The following is a 15,633-nucleotide window of genomic DNA, read 5'->3' on the forward strand; positions in this document are numbered from 1 at the left end:
CGCAGGCATGCACGTCGGTGCCGTTGCCGTCGACGTGGGTCTGCCGGAAGCCGCGGAAGTAGGCATTGCCCTGGAACGACCAGGTGTCGGAGAAATTGTGGTTCAGCGTGGCGTTGACGAAGGCGAGCTGAAGCAGCGTCGTCTGCGGCCAGGTGTAGACGCTCGACCAGCGCTGATTGAGCATCTGCACCGGCGTTGCCGCGACATTGCCGAGCAGGTTGCTGGCGCCGGTGAAATTGACGTGAAATTCGGTGTCGTCGTTGCGTGCGCCAACGTCCACATACATGCGGTTGATGTGCGACGAATTGGCGTAGTCGCGCCAGCCGCGATCATACGCGGATTCGAACGCAGCGTAGGCGGAGATGTTGTCCCTGTGGCCGCCGGCCTGCACGCTGCCCTGCACGCGCCCGTAAGAGCCGCCGAACAGCTCAGCCTCGGAGCCCTGATAGGTGAAGCCGTTCTTCATCTGGATGCTCAGCGCGCCGCCGATCGCGTTGAGGCCGAACACCGGATTGTTCGGAAACAATGCGACGCTGTCGATGGCCTTTTCCGGGATGAAATCCCAGTTGACCACGTCGCCCCAGGATTCGTTGATGCGCACGCCGTTCTGATAGACCGCGATGCCCTGCGGCGTGCCCTGGACCGGCGAGGCGGTGAAGCCGCGGTAGTCGAGATTGCGCTGGAACGGATTGCCGGTCTGGTCGCCGAGCGTGACGCCGGGCAGCTTGCGGTTCACAGCATCGAGGAAGTTGGTCGAGTAGTTGTGGCTGAAATCCTGCGTCGTCATCACCGCGGTGTTGGACGGGACCTTGTCGCGATCAATCAGGGTGGAGTCGCGGTCGGAGGGGCCGGGTGCAGCGGTGCCGACATCGGGTCCCGCTGCCGGAGCAACAGGTCCGGTTCGGGTTCGCGCGGTTCGCGTGGTCCGAACCACCGGCCGTGCCGCCGGCCTTGCGCTGCGGGTGCCGGCCAGAGGTGTGGGCGCAATCACGTTGACGGGCGGCAGTTCAGTGGGGGCCGGATCGGCCGTCTGAGCATGCAGGACAGTCGATGGCAGTGCAGAGCCAATCACAGCCAGCACGGCCGCAGCGCCGCGCGTGGTGACCGAAGAAGACAAAAAACGTGTTGCCGTACGCAACAACGCACCAGCCATGACGCCCACCCCTAAGCCGCGGTTCGGCTTTTATCCCCGACGAACCCTGGCTCGGAGACTGCGGGAGCGGCGTGGCTTTGGCAAACAACATCAATCCCGGGGGACCGGGATTCTTTTCCAACGGTAATCGGGAAAAATTCCCGATTCCATCCCTCGCGGGACCAACCGGCTGCCTACCGGCCGGTTTCGGTCGGCGTGCTACTTCTGTTCACGCGGCGTCGGGATCAGAACAGATTGTAGCCGGGGGTCAGCAGATTGGTCGGATCGTAACGCCGCTTGGCGTCGCGCAGCTTCGGCCAGGCCGCGCCGAAGTGACGTTCCCAATCCTCCGGCGCCATGGGAAGCGCGCTGACGGGATATTGGACGCCGCCCGCGCCGCGGATCTGCTCGTAAAACAGGCGGTTTTTCGACAGCGTCTGACCAACCCCTGTCGCATCTGCCGGCGCCGGGCATGTGAACGATGTTGAAGCAGAAGGCGATGTTGCCATCGGGCCACCGAACCAGCGGCGTGCCCGACGCGTGCGTGTTCAGGGGATAAAAGGTCACTCGCCCGAGCGGCCCGATCTCCTCAACCGAGAGGCGGCCGATCATCCCGTCGGCCTGATGCTCGGCGTTGCCGTCGGGCAGAAACGTGAACAACCAGGGGTGCGGGCTCGACCACAACCCCTTCGACCTGAGCAGAGCTTCCAATTTCGCGAAGGCAAGCGCGTCGTCGTGATAGGCCAGATCGGTGATCACCGCCGTATTGCGGTCGTCGGCCAGCGATCCAAGCACGGCGCCGTCGTTTGGCGGCGAACCCTTGTCGTAGAACACGGCGCCTTCGAGCTGGTAGCGCCAGCGGCCGGGGCCGGCCGGGAGAATGGCGCCCTGCAATTGATCGAAGCGATCGTCATGAAGCGCGCGGCGCTGATCTGCAGCCAGCGAGGCAAGGTCCCGGTAGAAAAGCTGGTATCGGCGGACGCGCTCGGGCGCGCGCACCAGATTCAGGGTTGCCCGTGTGATCAGACCGCACTGTGCAAGCCCGGCCCGAGCGGCGTCGAACAGATCGGCGTGCGACTGCGGCGAACAGGTCAATTGCTCGCCGGTTCCCGTAACCATGTCCAGCGCGAGAACATGGTCCGTCTGCATGCCACGGCGCGACGAGCTCCCGCCGATTCCACCGACGGAGATCGTGCCGCCGACGGAAAGGCCGAGATAGTTGGTGAGCACCGGGGGCGTGAGGCCTTGCGCCAGCGTCGCTTCGAGGACGCGTTCCCACGTCGTGCCCGCATCGACGACGATACGATCGGCCGCAATGTGATGGATCGCGTTGAGCGAGGTCATCTCGATGACGATGCCACCTTCGGTCAGCGCGCGGCCATAGGTCGAATGGCCCTGCCCGCGTGCCGCTATCTTGTGCCCTGACTTGCCGGCCCAACGAACCAGGCGGCTGACATCGGCGGCGGAACCGGGCTTCAGCACCGCACGAGGTTGGCCTTGAACGATGTTGCCGAAATCGCGGGAAACGGCGGCGCGGTCGTTGTTGTCGTCGCTGAGCGCAACAGCCGCCGGGAGCAGGTCGCCCGCGTCTTGGCTGAGCTCGCCGTCGGCCGCGGACCCGTCGCAGCCCTGGGCCTGCACGAGCGCCGTCGCGTGGGTGGCGCGAGACGACAACGCTGCGGCCGCGCAAAGTCCTGCGCCGAGCAGGGTACGCCTGTTCGTCATGGGGCCTCCTCAACTGCATGATGCGGCAAGCCTCGTTGCCGCTCACCCGCACAATGGGTTCGGCTCGCTTGCCGGACAATCAGCGCCTGGCGGGAAGCACCTTCCCGTTTGCCGAGAGAATGGCGATGGCGCGCGCCAGTGTCTAAAGCTGCTCGTGCTTCAGTCGATCGACCAGGATATCGGCGAACAGGCGCGTCTTTGCCGCCGGCATGCCGCTTGGCGGGAACACCGCATGGATCGGCATTCGCGGTGTTTCGAACTCCTCAAGAACAATTTCGATCGCGCCATCGTTGACGAGATCACGGACCTGCCAGAACGGTCCGTATCCGAGGCCGAGGCCGTCACGTGCCGCTGCGCAGAGCGCCGCGGTGTTGTCGGTCTCGAAGCAGCCATTCACCCGAACCGTCCTGATGTCGCCATCGATCTGAAACCGCCACATCGCGGGCTCGCCCTCGCTGGTGGTGCGGAGAACGCATTGATGCCGCGAGAGATCGTCGGGATGATCCGGGCGTCCGTAACGCGCGAAGTAGCGCGGCGCGCCGTAGACGACGGTACGAATCTCACCAAGCCGTCGGGCCTTGAGCGACGAATCCGGCAGCTCCCTGATCCGGATGGCGATGTCGAAGCCATCGCCGACAACATCGATGGCTCGATCCGAGGCCTTGAGTTCAGCCTTGATCAGGGGGTAGCGGGCAATGAAGTCCGCGATGACGGGCACGACAAATGCCGACGCGAACTGCACCGGCGCGGCGATGCGAAGCAGGCCCGACGGCTCGGCGCGCTGGCTTGCCGCTTCGAGACGTGCCTCGCTGATCTCCGCAACGGCAGGCTTGACGCGCCGATAGAACGCCAATCCCGCTTCGGTCGGGAACGACTGCCGGGTTGTACGTCGCACCAACTCGACGCCGACGCTGCGTTCGAGCGTCATCAGCGATCGATTGACCGATTGCAACGAGCGGCCCAGCCGACGCGCGGCCGCCGTCTGGCTGCCCGCCTCGATGACCGCGAGAAAGGCTTCGATATCTTCCATCGAGCCACCTCATTCTCCCGCAAACCGGAAGGATATTACGGTGTGAGGGGCTTGTCAGGGGAGGCTGGCAGTTCGCCGGGAACCGATCCGGCAGGGAACCAGCATGGCACGATGCGCGATCTCGACTGCGCTTGTCGCATTCGGCGAGGCCGGATTGCGGGACGCCGGGCAGCGTCCCGCATCAGCATCCATCTCAGTCCTTGAACTCGCAGCCGAGGCGCTGCAGGGCCTCGTCGACCCAGCGGCGGTCGCTGGTGCCGGCGAGGATTTGCTGGATGGCCTTTTCCTCGGTCGCCTTCTTGGCCTCGGTCAGCTTGCAGATGGCCTCGGCGTCGTCATAGGGCACGCAGAGCACGCCGTCGTCGTCGGCCACGACGAGATCGCCGGGCTCGACGATCATTCCGTCGATCGAGATGGCGCAATTGATCTCGCCCGGGCCGTCCTTGTAGGGGCCGCGATGGGCGACGCCGGCAGCGAACACCGGGAATGATCCGGCGCGGATCGCGCCGGCATCGCGGATTGAACCGTCGATCACGAAGCCCGCCACGCCCTTCTTCTCGGCCAGCGTCGACATGATCTCGCCGATGATGGCGTTGACCAGGACGCCGCCGGCATCGACCACGATGACGTCGCCGGGCTGGGCGAGATCGATCGCCTTGTGGACCATCAGATTGTCGCCGGGCCGGGTTTTCACCGTCAGCGCCGGGCCGCCGAGCCAGCCGCCCTTATGCATCGGCCGCAGCCGGTTGGTGCCCGCGATCCGCGACATCGAATCGCTGATATTGGCGACCGGCAGCGTGCGGTAGCGCGCGACGAGGTCAGGCGACACTTTCCGCTTCGCCTTGTGAATTGCAAATCCTATGGCCATCGGTTTTCTCCGAGATTGATTGGTTGAAGTCGATTGTCGGTCTTGCTGCTTGGTTGGACCCTCATGGTGAGGAGCGCGGAACGCGCGTCTCGAACCATGTGGCCCGGTTGGGCCTGCATCCTTCGAGACGCCCGCTTCGCGGGCTCCTCAGGATGAGGAGTTGGAGTGGTTGTCTCGGCAACGTTCAATGCGCGCGGCGGTCGAGATGGGCGTTGAGGCGAGGATAGACGCGGCGGGCATTGCCTTCAAAGATCTTGCCCTTGTCCGCCGCGCTCAGCGGCAGCGCGTCGATATAGCGGCGGGTGTCGTCGAAGTGATGCCCGGTCTCCGGGTCGATGCCGCGCACCGCGCCGACCATTTCAGACGCAAACAGGATGTTCTCGACCGGGATCACCCTGGTCAACAGCTCGATGCCGGGCAGGTGATACACGCAGGTGTCGAAGAACACGTTCCTCAAGAGATGCTCCGACAGCGGCGGCAGCTTCATGTCCTGCGCCAGGCCGCGGTAGCGGCCCCAGTGATAGGGCACCGCGCCGCCGCCATGCGGGATGATGAACCGCAGGGTTGGGAAGCGCTTGAACAGGTCCGAGGTCAGGAACTGCATGAAGGCGGTGGTGTCGCCGTTGAGGTAATGCGCGCCGGTGCCGTGGAAGCAGGGATTGCACGACGAGGAGACATGGACCATCGCGGGCACGTCGAGCTCGACCATCTTCTCATACAGCGGATACCACCATTCGTCGGTCAGCGGCGGATCGCACCAATAGCCGCCGGCGGGATCGGGGTTGAGGTTGCAGCCGACGAAGCCGAGCTGCGTCACGCAGCGCTCCAGCTCCTCGATGCAGTTCGCAGGCTTGACGCCCGGGCTCTGCGGCAGCTGGCAGACGGGGACGAAGTTCTGCGGGAACAGCGTGCAGACCCGGTGCACGAGGTCGTTGCAGATCGTGGTCCATTCGCGGCTGGTTGCTTCCTTGCCGACGTGATGCGCCATGCCGGCGGCGCGCGGCGAGAAGATGGTGACGTCGGTGCCGCGCTCCCTTTGCAGGCGAAGCTGCGCGCCCTCGACGCTCGAGCGGATCTCGTCGTCGGTGATGCCGAGATTGGTGGTGAGCGGCCGGCGCGACTTGTCGGCAAGGCCCGCGAGCTGCTTGTCGCGAAAGATCTGCAGCTTGGCCGGCTCGGTGGTGTAGTGGCCGTGACAATCGATGATCATGGTTGCTTCCTTGGTAAGGGTGTCAGTGTGCGACGGATGACGGGATCGCGCCCGTCAATTCCGTTTCGCGCGGCTTGACGCGCATGGTGGCGGCGATGGCGGAGGCGACGAGCAGGAAGCCGGCGATCCCGACCAATGCCCAGGAGAAGCTTCCGGTGGAGTCCTTGATCAGGCCGATGCACCACGGCCCGATCAGGCCGCCGAACTGCGCCAGCGTGTTGACCAGCGCGATCGAGGCGGCACCGGCCGCGCCGGTCAGCAGCGAGGCGTTGATGCTCCAGAACAGCGGATTGCCGGCATTGAGGCTGAAGCCGACGATGCAGAGGAACACGAAGGCCAGCACCGGGCTCGCCACATAGGCGCTGCCGAGCATCGCAACGGCGGCCAGCAGATAGACCGCCGCGAGATGAAACTTGCGATCGCCGGTCTTGTCCGAACTGCGGCTGACCACGATGGTGCCGATGACGCCGAGCAGCGGCGGGATCGCCGAGAGGAAGCCGACCTGGATGTTGCTGAGATTGCCCATGCCCTTGATGATCTGCGGCAGCCACAGCAAGAGGCCGTAGATCCCGACCAATGCGCAGCCGAACAGCGCCGCCAGCAGCCAGACCCGGATATCGAGCACGCATTCGATCAACCTGTGCTGCCCCTGTGCTTCGATCTCGGCCCGCTCGGCGGCGAGTTCGCCTTCCAGCCAGGCCGCCTGTTCTTTGCTGAGCCAGCTCGCCTTGGCCGGGCGGTCGGTGAGATAATAGAGCGTGAACAGGCCGAGCAGAATGGTCGGCACGCCCTCGGCGAGGAACATCCATTGCCAGCCTTGGAGACCGGCAGCGCCATCGAACCAGGTCATGATGCTGGTCGAGATCGGCCCGCCCAAAACCGCCGAGAACGAGCCGGCGATGATGTATCCCGCCACCGCGCGGGCGCGATAGCGCGCCGGGAACCAGTAGGTGAGGTAAAGCACCACGCCAGGCATGAAGCCGGCTTCCGCCACGCCGAGGCCGAACCGCATGACGTAGAGGCTGAGCGGATTCCAGACAAAGGCTGTCAGCGCGGCGACGAGGCCCCAGGTGATCAGGATTCGCGCCAGCCAGATCCGCGCCCCGAGCAAGTGCAGCATCAGGTTGCTCGGCACCTCGAGCACCATGTAGCCGAGGAAGAAGATGCTGGCCGCGAAGCCGAAGATCGCGGGGCTGAGGCCGAGGTCCTTGTTCATCGTCAGCCCGGCATAGCCGAGATTGATGCGGTCGAGATAGTTGAAGAACATCATCACGAACAGGATCGGGATCAGCCGCCAATAGACGCGGCGGATGGTCTGCTGTTCGAGCTCAGTGACGGACGCTTGGCCCATTGGATTCCTCCCTTGCTTCTTGTTGTCGCGCCTGTGATCCGAACCGGGCGGAGCGCCTGTTATTCGCGGCGATTTCGCATGGCTGACCGGCTGCGCGTGTTGCCCCTTGGAGCATCCGCGTTTTGGCGCCAAGATCGAGAAACGGTCCTGGGAGGTCAAATACCGCTTTGACCCGTCACTTATAGGGAAACGGAATAAGCGATGGATTACAGGCAGCTTCGCTACTTCATCGCGGTGGCCGAGGAGCTCAGCTTCAGCCGCGCCGCCAAGCGGCTGCATGTCAGCCAGCCGCCGCTGAGCACGCAGATCAAGGCGATGGAGGAGGAGCTCGGCACGAAGCTGCTGTCGCGGACACGGCGTGCGGTCGAACTCACCCAGGCCGGCCAGTTGCTGCTGGAACACGCACGGCGTGCCGTCAGCGAGCTCGACCTTGCGTCGGAGACGGTGCGCCGCGCCGCGCGCGGTGAAGCCGGCGCGGTCCGTGTCGGCTTCACCGACTCGGTTCCGATGCTCGACATGTTCGCCGAACTGTTCCGCAGTTTCCGCGGCAGCTATCCGCGGGTGAAGATCGAGCTCAGGCACATGTCGACGGCAAAGCAGTTGCAGGCGCTGGCTGACGCCGAGCTCGACGTCGCGATCATGCGGCCGCCGCTGGATTTCCGGCCCGCGGCGGACTTGCAGGTTCATGTCGTCTGGCGCGACCGCTTGATGGTGTTCCTGCCGATCGATCATCCGCTCGCCGCTCCGGACAAGCTCAGCGTCGCCGACCTTGCCGAGCACGAATTCGTCGGCATGGCGGAGAGCGGCTGCGGCGTCGGCGACCAGGCCGCAATGCTGTGCCGGCGCGCCGGCTTTGCGCCGCGGATCGCGCAGGAGGCGCATGAACTGCGCACCGTGCTCAGCCTGGTCGCGGCCGGGATCGGCCTTTCGATCCTTCCGTCCTGCTACCAGCAGGCCGGCGTCATGAACGTCGTCGCGAAGGCGCTCGACACGCCGGATGCGGAGAGCCGCATGCTGGTGGCGATGCGCTCCAACGCCTCGCTGCTGCCGCGCCGGTTCGTCGAATGCGCGCTGCAGGCGGCGTCGCGCAGCGCACCGCCGCTCGTTCCCGAGGTCGCAGCAGTGAGTCGTTGATCGTGCTGCACGCCCTATACTTTCGTTGACCGTAGTCTTCCGGCATCCAGTCTGGCCTTGCTCTTGCATCGTTCAGCGTCAGGTGCTGGGGCGCGGTTGTGCCGTGTTCTCGCCCGCGACGGTCATGTCGCGGGCGAACAATGCGTGACGCGCGCCCGCAGCTGGATCAAAATCTGCGGAGACGAGACGACATGCACGTCATCACACGTGCGGCACTGCTGCTTGGGACGATTTGCCTCGCATCACCGGCCTTGGCGCGCGACGACGGCCGCTACGCCAATTCACCGCTAAAGCCCTGGTTCGAGAGCCTGCGCAGCGGCTACGGGCAATGCTGCTCGGATGCCGACGGCTATGTGGTCGCCGATCCCGACTGGGAGTCGGATCACGGCCACTATCGCGTGCTCATCGACAATGAATGGGTTGTGGTGCCGAACGAGGCCGTGATCACGGAGCCGAACAAGGTCGGGCGCACCATGGTGTGGAAGCACTATATCGACGGCCACCCGCGCGTGCGCTGCTTCATGCCGGGCAGCATGACCTGAGGCGCATCGTCCGGGCTGCAACTCAGGCCGGCGGAACGAACACCCGGTTCGGGAACGCCTGCTCGACGACGTCGAGAAACGCGCGAACCTTTGCGCCGACCAGCCGTCGCGAGCTCTGCAGCGCCCAGATCTCGACCGGAGGTCGGGCATCCGTTCCCCAATAGGCAAGCCGCCCCGCGGCAATGTCGTCGTCGACCAGCAGCTTGGGCAGCAGGGCCGCGCCGGCGCCTGCGAGCACCGCATCGCGCATCATCAGCATCGATGAGAGACGCAGCATTGGTCGCGGCTTGAGCATCAGCTCATCGTGTTCATGTCGGATGCGCCAGACCGTGTCCGGTGGCGTCGGCGACATCACAACGGCATCGACGGAGACGCCATCCGGATCGCGCGCGGAGGTCGCCGGTCGTTGCTGGTCGGGATGCGCCACGACCAGCAGCTCGTCATGCAGGAAGCGGCGGCCGACGAGACGTTCATCCGGTGACGGGTTGATGCGGATGACAAGGTCATAGCCGTCTTCCACCGGATCGACCAGGCGATCCTCGGCGACGATCTCGAGCTGGACGTCGGGATAGGCGTGTGCAAAGCGTGCACCGATCCGGCCGAACGCGACATGGGCGAGCAAGACCGGCGCACTGACCCGCAAGCGGCCGCGCGGCGTCGACGCGCCGAGCACCACGGCTTCGCCGGCCTCCGCGATGTCGGACAATGGACCGCTGGTGCGCTCGTGCAGCGCGCGGCCCTCATCGGTCAATCGCAGACTCTGCGAGCCGCGCTCGATCAAGCGGACGCCGAGACTCTGTTCGAGTTCGGCGACACGGCGGGACAGCGTCGCCTTGGCTCGTCCGGAAGCGCGGCTGGCGCGCCCGAACCCGCCATGCGCGGCCACCAGGTTGAAATCAGTGAGCGCCTGAAGGTCCATCGGTTCTGTTCCATATTCGAGACGATCTGTCCAAATAGTGGCATCTTCAAAGGAAAATTGGAACGGATAGCTTCTCGCCCAACGGCAGGCGGTCTGCCGAAGAGAAGGAGTATTCGACATGGCTATTCTGGTGACAGGCAGCACAGGCACCATCGGGACCCAGGTTCTGAACCATCTCGCCGGTCATGGCGTCGAGGTTCGCGCCCTGACGCGCTCGCCCGGCAAGGCGCAATTTCCGCGGCACGTGACGGCGGTTCGCGGCGATCTTGCTGACGTGGATTCGGCCCGCGCCGCGCTCATTGGCGTCAGCACGCTGTTCCTGCTGGTGCCGAACGCCGCCGACGAACTGACCCAGGCGATGCTGACGCTGACCGCCGCACGCGAGGCCGGCGTCAAGGGCATCGTCTATCTCTCGGTGTTCAAGGGCGAGGCCTATGCGGACGTACCGCATTTCGCCGGCAAGCACACGGTCGAGCGGATGATTGAGGCGCTCGATCTTCCCGCGACCATCCTGCGTCCGGCCTATTTCATCCAGAACGATCTTCGGCTGAAGGAGCCGCTGCTGAACTTCGGCGCCTACGGCATGCCGATCGGCGCCAAGGGCATCTCGATGGTCGACATCCGCGACATCGGCGAGGCGGCTGCGATCGAGCTGCTGCGCCGCGAGCGCGCGTCTGCCCCGCTGGGCCGCGAGACTTACGCGCTGGTCGGCCCCGACGTCGTGACCGGTGCGGGTGCGGCTGCGATCTGGCGCGATGAGCTTGGCCGCGCGGTCAGCTATGGCGGCGACGATCTCGCGGTGATGGAGCAGCGTTTCAAGGCGGCGATGCCGGCATGGCTCGCGCTCGACATGCGCCTCATGTTTGGCCGGTACCAGAGCGACGGCGCGGTCGCGACGGCCGACGAGCTGGCACGCCTGACGAAGCTGCTCGGCCGCGCGCCGCGCGCCTATCGCGATTTCGCCCGCGACGCCGCCGCGCAGTGGCGCAAGGGCTAGCTGCGCCCGTGCGTGAGGAAGCGCGTGACCACGCCGCCAAGCGTGGCGTGGTCGAGCGGCTCTGCCAGCGAGGTCTTGGCGGTCTCGACCACGGTATCGGGCGCGAGGCCGCGGCGCAGGTCGCACAGCGCGCCGGCATAGTCGGCGGTGAATTCCGGATGCGGCTGCACCGACAGCGTCGTGCCGTTGGCATAGAGCAGGCCGGCATGCGGCGTGAACCCGGACGACAGGATGGTGCGCGCGGAGGCGGGCGGGGTGATCACCTGGTCCTGATGCGAGCAGGCGACGGCGATCGTCTCGCCGTCGATCAGCCCGTTGTCCGGCGCGATCCGATAGACATGGCGTCCGATGCCCCAGCCTTTCTCGGATTTGCGCACCGTGCCGCCGAGCGCCTGCGCGATCAGCTGATGGCCGAAGCAGACGCCGACGGTTGGAATGCGCTTGTCATGGGCCGCGCGCACGAAGGCTTCGAGCGGCGCGATCCACGCGACGTCGTCGTAGACTCCGGCGGCCGATCCCGTGATCAGGATCGCATCCAATGCGACCGGATCCGGCAGCGTCTCGCCATTGGCGAGGCTGACGACGTCGCAGGTAACAGAGGAATCGGCGGTGGCTACCATTCGCTGAAACATCTGCGGATAGCTGCCGTGGCGCTCGCGGAATTGCGGACTGACGAGCCCGGTTTCGATGATGGTGATGCGGGGCATGGAACGCGCTGACAGATGAGCGGGGATGCCTCAGCCTTTACTCCGAAAGCACCGGCGGCGACAAGCCGCGCGCGGCGGTCGCCGATCAATTCCGCGACGGCGCCGCCGCGTCGATCGTGGCGGTGTGCTGTGCTGTCGGCGCCGTGCTCTCGCTCGCCGGTGTCGCCGTCACGATCGCAGGCTCGGTGCGGTAGCGCGGCAGCTGATCCTCGAGCGAATAGCCGACGCAGAGCGCGAGGCTCGACCAGACCGCCATGCTGAAATACAGCGACATCCAGGCGATCTCCTCGCGCCATTCCGCGATGTCATGGGTCACGACCCAGCGCCGGCTGACGTCGCGCAGGCCTTCCAGCGGATGCAGCAGCGTGCCGCCGGCGGCGAGGTTGGCGCGCCAGCGGTTCAGATACATCGGGACGTCGACGGTCATCAGGAAGGCAAGGAAGGCGGCGATGCCGAGGATCGCGACGATGAAGGCCCAGCGCACCGGGCCATGAAACTCCGGCAGCAGCCGGCACAGCGCAATCCCGACCAGGAAGAACACCACCGCCCAGATCGAGTTCTCGATCGCGTTGCAGAGATAATGGGTGGTCAGCACCGCATACCAGGAGAAGCATTCCGCGATCACGATCAGCGGCACGATGATCCAGGCGATGGTCACGGTGGTCTCGGCGCCGGTCATGGTGCCGAGCTGATGCAGGATGATCGCCCATTGCGCGGCGAAGCAGACCTCGGCGACGGTGGCAACCGTGCGGCCGACCACGACGCTCGACAGCCAGGTGTCGAACAGGCAGATGCGCTGCACGTCGGCGCGCGGCAGGACCGAGCGGAAGGCGCAGCCGAACACATAGGCCGCGCACAGCAGCATCATCAGGCCGATGCCCGAGGTGTTGCTGAAGCTGCCATTGGCCTGTTCATTGAACTGGCGGTAGAGCGCGAACCAGATCGCGATGTTGGCGGCACTGACGAGGCTCAGGAAGCCCCACCACCGGACCACTGGATTTGACCAAGCCAGCGAAACCGGCCGCGCCCGCCACTCCATGCTCATTCACCGCTCCGCGTGTAACCGAATTGATATTGAACTGTAGCAATTCTGTCATAGAAGGCAGCGAATCACGAACTAAAAATTGCGTGTGGGAGCGAGCCGGGCAGATCCGATTATGACAGTGCGCGATTGTGACAGTGCTCGATTGTGACAGTGCTCGATTGTGACAGTGCGCGATTGTGACGGTGCGCGGTGGTGCGTGACCGTCAGCCGCGCAGCGCGGTCTCGGGAATGGTGCGGCGAACCACCTCGCGCATCGCGAAGCTGGAATGGATGCGGGCGACGCCCGGCATCCGCGACAGATGCTGCTTGTGGATGCGCTCGAAGTCGGCGATGTCGCGGGCGATCACCTGCAGATGATAATCGTCGCTGCCCGACATCAGATGGCAGGACACGACGTCGGGGCAGCGCGCGATCGCGGCTTCGAAGGCTGCGAGATAATCCTCGCTCTGCTTCTCCAGCGTGATGGTGACGACGACGGTCGTCACGAGGCCGAGCGCTGATGGTTCGAGGTCGACGCGGTAGCCGCGGATCACGCCGATCTCCTCGAGATGGCGAATGCGCCGCGCGCAGGCGGTCGGCGACAACCCGACCTTCTCGGCAAGCTCGATCTGGCTCGCGCGGGCATCACTGACCAGCTCGGCGAGGATTCTGAGGTCGATGCGATCGAGACCGTCCACGCAGATTTCCTTCAAGAGCTGAGCTGAAAGCGAAGGATATGGGCGTATTTGGCTGTGAGCAAGCCGGAAATCGCTGAGAAACGCCATGTGACGGGGCATAGCCTTGATACTGGCGGAAACGAATCCAGCAAGGAGCGGACCATGCGCATCGGCGTGCCCAAGGAAATCAAGGTCGAGGAATATCGGGTCGGGCTGACGCCTGCCTCGGTGCGGGAATATGCGGCGCACGGCCACGAGGTCGTGGTCCAGCGCGGCGCCGGTGACGGCATCGGCGCGGGCGACGACGTCTACACGCAGGCCGGCGCGCGGATCGCCGACACCGCCGAAGAGGTGTTCTCCGTCGCCGAGATGATCGTGAAAGTGAAGGAGCCGCAGCCGTCCGAATGGATCAGGCTGCGCGAGGGACAGATCCTGTTCACCTATCTGCATCTCGCGCCCGATGTGCCGCAGACCGCGGGGCTGATCGCTTCCGGCTGCACGGCGGTGGCCTATGAGACCGTCACGGATGCGCATGGCGGGCTGCCGCTGCTGGCGCCGATGAGCGAAGTCGCCGGCCGGCTCGCGATCGAGGCCGCGGGCGCGGCGCTGCGCAAATCCGCCGACGGCATGGGCAAGTTGCTCGGCGGCGTGCCGGGCGTTCCGCCGGCGCGGGTTGCGATCATCGGCGGCGGCGTGGTCGGCACTCATGCGGCGCGGATGGCCGCAGGCCTCGGCAGCGACGTCACCATTCTCGACCGCTCATTGCCGCGGCTGCGCGCACTCGACGATCTCTTCCTCGGCCGCGTCCGCACCCGTTACGCCACGCTGGAAGCGATCGAGCAGGAAGTTTTCGCAGCCGACGTCGTGATCGGCGCGGTGCTGGTGCCCGGCGCCAGCGCGCCGAAACTTGTCTCGCGCGCGCAGCTTGCAGGCATGAAACGCCGCGCGGTGCTGGTCGACGTCGCGATCGACCAGGGCGGCTGCTTCGAGACCTCGAAGCCGACCACGCATCAGGCGCCGACCTATCTGGTCGACGACATCGTGCATTATTGCGTCGCCAATATGCCGGGCGCGGTGCCGGTCACCTCGAGCCACGCGCTCAATCATGCCACCTTGCCGTTCGGCCTGGCGCTGGCCGCGAAGGGACTGCGCGCGCTGGTCGAGGATCCGCATCTGCGCGCCGGCCTCAACGTGCATCGCGGCCGCATCACCAACCGCGCCGTCGCCGAGAGCCAGCATCTGTCATCCGTGATGCCGGAGGAAGCGCTGGCGTCGTGAGGCGAAATCCGAAAGATCTTCCCCTTGAAAAGGGGAGGTCGCTTTGCTCGCCAGAGCAAAGCGGGTGGGGATCTGCTCTCTCCACATAGAGCGCCGCCTGTGGCGGACCCCCATCCCGACCTTCCCCCTTCCAGGGGGAAGGAGAAGACAGACATTCAGTATCCGTAGCCCGGATTACGCTTCGCTTCATCCGGGCTACGGCGCTGCATCTTTCAGTTCCTTCAGCCGGTTCTGCATGACTTCAATGATCTGCGCGCGCTTTGCCGCGATGCGTTCGATCGGGCCGCCAATGCCGATGGCGAGCGGAGCGCGTCGCTTCGGCAGGGGAACGAGCATGCCTATTGTGTTTGCGCCCGGCGTCGTGCGGCCGCCTGTCTCGGAAAAGCCGCGGCGGCGAATGCGCTCGACCTCTTCGAGAAAGGCGGATTCGCGAACGCGCGCCGATTGACTCGGCTCCTCGGCATTGTTGCGCCGGATAATGCCGCGAATTTTGTTGTTCGGCATTTGGCTCAGCAGCACATGTCCGAGCGCGGTCCGCACCATCGGTCGTATTTGACCGGCTTGTGCCGTGTACTGAAGCTGAGAGCCGCCGGGGACAACGTGCAGATACTGCATCCCGGCGGCGCCGGCCTGTTGTCCGAGCATGACGGTTTCGCCGCCCGTCGCGGTCCAGAGTTCCTCCATCAGATCGGTGAGCTTGGTATCACGGAACGGGGAACGACGAATCCAGTCACCCAGCAGATTGACCCGGTAGCTCGGGATGAAAAGCCGGGTCTTTCGCTCGTATTCCAGGTAGTTCAATTCGACGAGACATCGAAGCAACACCGACGTGCTCGATTGCGGCATCTCCAACGCGGACGATATTTCAGTCACGGAGGCAGCCCGCTTTGTTTTCCGGAAGAACTCCAGAACTGCAAACGTCCGCATGGCCGATTTGACGATGGCCGTCTTATTCGGATTCGGCATGGCTGGCTCCTCGGCGGGTCAAGTACCGCACCTTCATCACATATGTGATGTTAGGGCAAAACCGCTTCACTTG

15 protein-coding genes and 1 pseudogene are annotated in these 15,633 nt (G+C 65.1%); 4 read left to right on the top strand and 12 right to left on the bottom strand.

The genetic code is table 11. The features are described from left to right. From PMN64_RS18870 to PMN64_RS18900, 7 genes and pseudogenes are all read right to left on the bottom strand, one after another. Nucleotides 1-1,081: TonB-dependent receptor plug domain-containing protein (locus tag PMN64_RS18870; protein ID WP_411781712.1), on the bottom strand; the 1,081-nt coding region annotated here is incomplete at its 3' end. Between the two features lie 296 nt (nt 1,082-1,377). After that, nucleotides 1,378-1,641, bottom strand: coding sequence for a hypothetical protein (locus PMN64_RS18875; RefSeq protein WP_411781735.1), 264 nt, complete (start codon nt 1,639-1,641; stop codon nt 1,378-1,380). A 40-nt stretch (nt 1,642-1,681) separates the two neighbouring features. Further along, nucleotides 1,682-2,857: pseudogene (locus PMN64_RS18880) on the bottom strand (FAD-binding protein); the annotation flags it as partial. A gap of 142 nt (nt 2,858-2,999) precedes the next feature. Next, nucleotides 3,000-3,887, bottom strand: coding sequence for a LysR family transcriptional regulator (locus tag PMN64_RS18885; protein ID WP_411781713.1), 888 nt, complete (start codon nt 3,885-3,887; stop codon nt 3,000-3,002). Between the two features lie 193 nt (nt 3,888-4,080). Further along, nucleotides 4,081-4,755: an RraA family protein gene (locus tag PMN64_RS18890; RefSeq protein ID WP_028338504.1), complete on the bottom strand. Its 675-nt coding sequence runs from the start codon at nt 4,753-4,755 to the stop codon at nt 4,081-4,083. Nucleotides 4,756-4,939: 184 nt separating this feature from the next. Further along, on the bottom strand, nt 4,940-5,965 hold the full coding sequence (locus tag PMN64_RS18895; RefSeq protein WP_028338505.1) for an amidohydrolase family protein: 1,026 nt from the start codon (nt 5,963-5,965) through the stop codon (nt 4,940-4,942). 22 nt (nt 5,966-5,987) lie between these two features. Then, nucleotides 5,988-7,316 carry an MFS transporter gene (locus tag PMN64_RS18900; RefSeq protein ID WP_411781714.1) on the bottom strand — a complete coding sequence of 443 codons (1,329 nt, stop codon included), beginning with the start codon at nt 7,314-7,316 and terminating at the stop codon, nt 5,988-5,990. 201 nt (nt 7,317-7,517) lie between these two features. Here PMN64_RS18900 and PMN64_RS18905 point away from each other — a divergent pair, with 201 nt between their 5' ends. Then, nucleotides 7,518-8,450, top strand: a complete 933-nt coding sequence (locus PMN64_RS18905; protein WP_028338507.1) for a LysR substrate-binding domain-containing protein — start codon at nt 7,518-7,520, stop codon at nt 8,448-8,450. Between the two features lie 191 nt (nt 8,451-8,641). Beyond that, entirely contained in the window at nt 8,642-8,992 is a 351-nt protein-coding gene (locus PMN64_RS18910) for a hypothetical protein (protein WP_026193281.1), read from the top strand. Nucleotides 8,993-9,014: 22 nt separating this feature from the next. On the opposite strand, the gene PMN64_RS18915 is transcribed toward PMN64_RS18910, so the two are convergent. After that, on the bottom strand, nt 9,015-9,911 hold the full coding sequence (locus PMN64_RS18915; protein WP_411781715.1) for a LysR family transcriptional regulator: 897 nt from the start codon (nt 9,909-9,911) through the stop codon (nt 9,015-9,017). A gap of 118 nt (nt 9,912-10,029) precedes the next feature. Here PMN64_RS18915 and PMN64_RS18920 point away from each other — a divergent pair, with 118 nt between their 5' ends. Further along, nucleotides 10,030-10,908: an NmrA family NAD(P)-binding protein gene (locus PMN64_RS18920; RefSeq protein ID WP_411781716.1), complete on the top strand. Its 879-nt coding sequence runs from the start codon at nt 10,030-10,032 to the stop codon at nt 10,906-10,908. Here PMN64_RS18920 and PMN64_RS18925 read toward each other — a convergent pair. The 3 genes from PMN64_RS18925 to PMN64_RS18935 form a co-directional block, all read right to left on the bottom strand. Beyond that, the gene (locus tag PMN64_RS18925; protein WP_411781717.1) at nt 10,905-11,615 is read right to left on the bottom strand and encodes a type 1 glutamine amidotransferase; all 711 of its coding nucleotides are present in this window, start codon (nt 11,613-11,615) and stop codon (nt 10,905-10,907) included. The two genes, PMN64_RS18920 and PMN64_RS18925, sit on opposite strands and share 4 nt — an antisense overlap. 85 nt (nt 11,616-11,700) lie before the next feature. Next, nucleotides 11,701-12,654, bottom strand: a complete 954-nt coding sequence (locus PMN64_RS18930) for a hypothetical protein (protein WP_245288622.1) — start codon at nt 12,652-12,654, stop codon at nt 11,701-11,703. A 209-nt stretch (nt 12,655-12,863) separates the two neighbouring features. Continuing rightward, nucleotides 12,864-13,352 (bottom strand): Lrp/AsnC family transcriptional regulator, encoded by a 489-nt coding sequence (locus tag PMN64_RS18935; RefSeq protein ID WP_028333294.1) that lies wholly within the window; start codon nt 13,350-13,352, stop codon nt 12,864-12,866. A gap of 126 nt (nt 13,353-13,478) precedes the next feature. Between PMN64_RS18935 and ald the strand changes: the two genes are divergently transcribed. Continuing rightward, the gene (gene ald / locus PMN64_RS18940; RefSeq protein WP_028338512.1) at nt 13,479-14,594 is read left to right on the top strand and encodes an alanine dehydrogenase; all 1,116 of its coding nucleotides are present in this window, start codon (nt 13,479-13,481) and stop codon (nt 14,592-14,594) included. A 195-nt stretch (nt 14,595-14,789) separates the two neighbouring features. On the opposite strand, the gene PMN64_RS18945 is transcribed toward ald, so the two are convergent. After that, complete coding sequence (locus PMN64_RS18945; RefSeq protein WP_028338513.1) at nt 14,790-15,560, bottom strand: IclR family transcriptional regulator; 771 nt, start codon at nt 15,558-15,560, stop codon at nt 14,790-14,792. Nucleotides 15,561-15,633: the final 73 nt, after the last annotated feature.

It is taken from the genome of Bradyrhizobium sp. UFLA01-814 (genome assembly GCF_046718885.1).
GTDB lineage: Bacteria > Pseudomonadota > Alphaproteobacteria > Rhizobiales > Xanthobacteraceae > Bradyrhizobium > Bradyrhizobium elkanii.

What these genes read in the sequence shown, in the direction of transcription:
- PMN64_RS18875 (WP_411781735.1), bottom strand. Translation starts at nt 1,641, where the DNA reads ATGGCAACATCGCCTTCTGCTTCAACATCGTTCACATGCCCGGCGCCG.
- PMN64_RS18885 (WP_411781713.1), bottom strand. Translation starts at nt 3,887, where the DNA reads ATGGAAGATATCGAAGCCTTTCTCGCGGTCATCGAGGCGGGCAGCCAG.
- PMN64_RS18890 (WP_028338504.1), bottom strand. Translation starts at nt 4,755, where the DNA reads ATGGCCATAGGATTTGCAATTCACAAGGCGAAGCGGAAAGTGTCGCCT.
- PMN64_RS18895 (WP_028338505.1), bottom strand. Translation starts at nt 5,965, where the DNA reads ATGATCATCGATTGTCACGGCCACTACACCACCGAGCCGGCCAAGCTG.
- PMN64_RS18900 (WP_411781714.1), bottom strand. Translation starts at nt 7,316, where the DNA reads ATGGGCCAAGCGTCCGTCACTGAGCTCGAACAGCAGACCATCCGCCGC.
- PMN64_RS18905 (WP_028338507.1), top strand. Translation starts at nt 7,518, where the DNA reads ATGGATTACAGGCAGCTTCGCTACTTCATCGCGGTGGCCGAGGAGCTC.
- PMN64_RS18910 (WP_026193281.1), top strand. Translation starts at nt 8,642, where the DNA reads ATGCACGTCATCACACGTGCGGCACTGCTGCTTGGGACGATTTGCCTC.
- PMN64_RS18915 (WP_411781715.1), bottom strand. Translation starts at nt 9,911, where the DNA reads ATGGACCTTCAGGCGCTCACTGATTTCAACCTGGTGGCCGCGCATGGC.
- PMN64_RS18920 (WP_411781716.1), top strand. Translation starts at nt 10,030, where the DNA reads ATGGCTATTCTGGTGACAGGCAGCACAGGCACCATCGGGACCCAGGTT.
- PMN64_RS18925 (WP_411781717.1), bottom strand. Translation starts at nt 11,615, where the DNA reads ATGCCCCGCATCACCATCATCGAAACCGGGCTCGTCAGTCCGCAATTC.
- PMN64_RS18930 (WP_245288622.1), bottom strand. Translation starts at nt 12,654, where the DNA reads ATGGAGTGGCGGGCGCGGCCGGTTTCGCTGGCTTGGTCAAATCCAGTG.
- ald (WP_028338512.1), top strand. Translation starts at nt 13,479, where the DNA reads ATGCGCATCGGCGTGCCCAAGGAAATCAAGGTCGAGGAATATCGGGTC.
- PMN64_RS18945 (WP_028338513.1), bottom strand. Translation starts at nt 15,560, where the DNA reads ATGCCGAATCCGAATAAGACGGCCATCGTCAAATCGGCCATGCGGACG.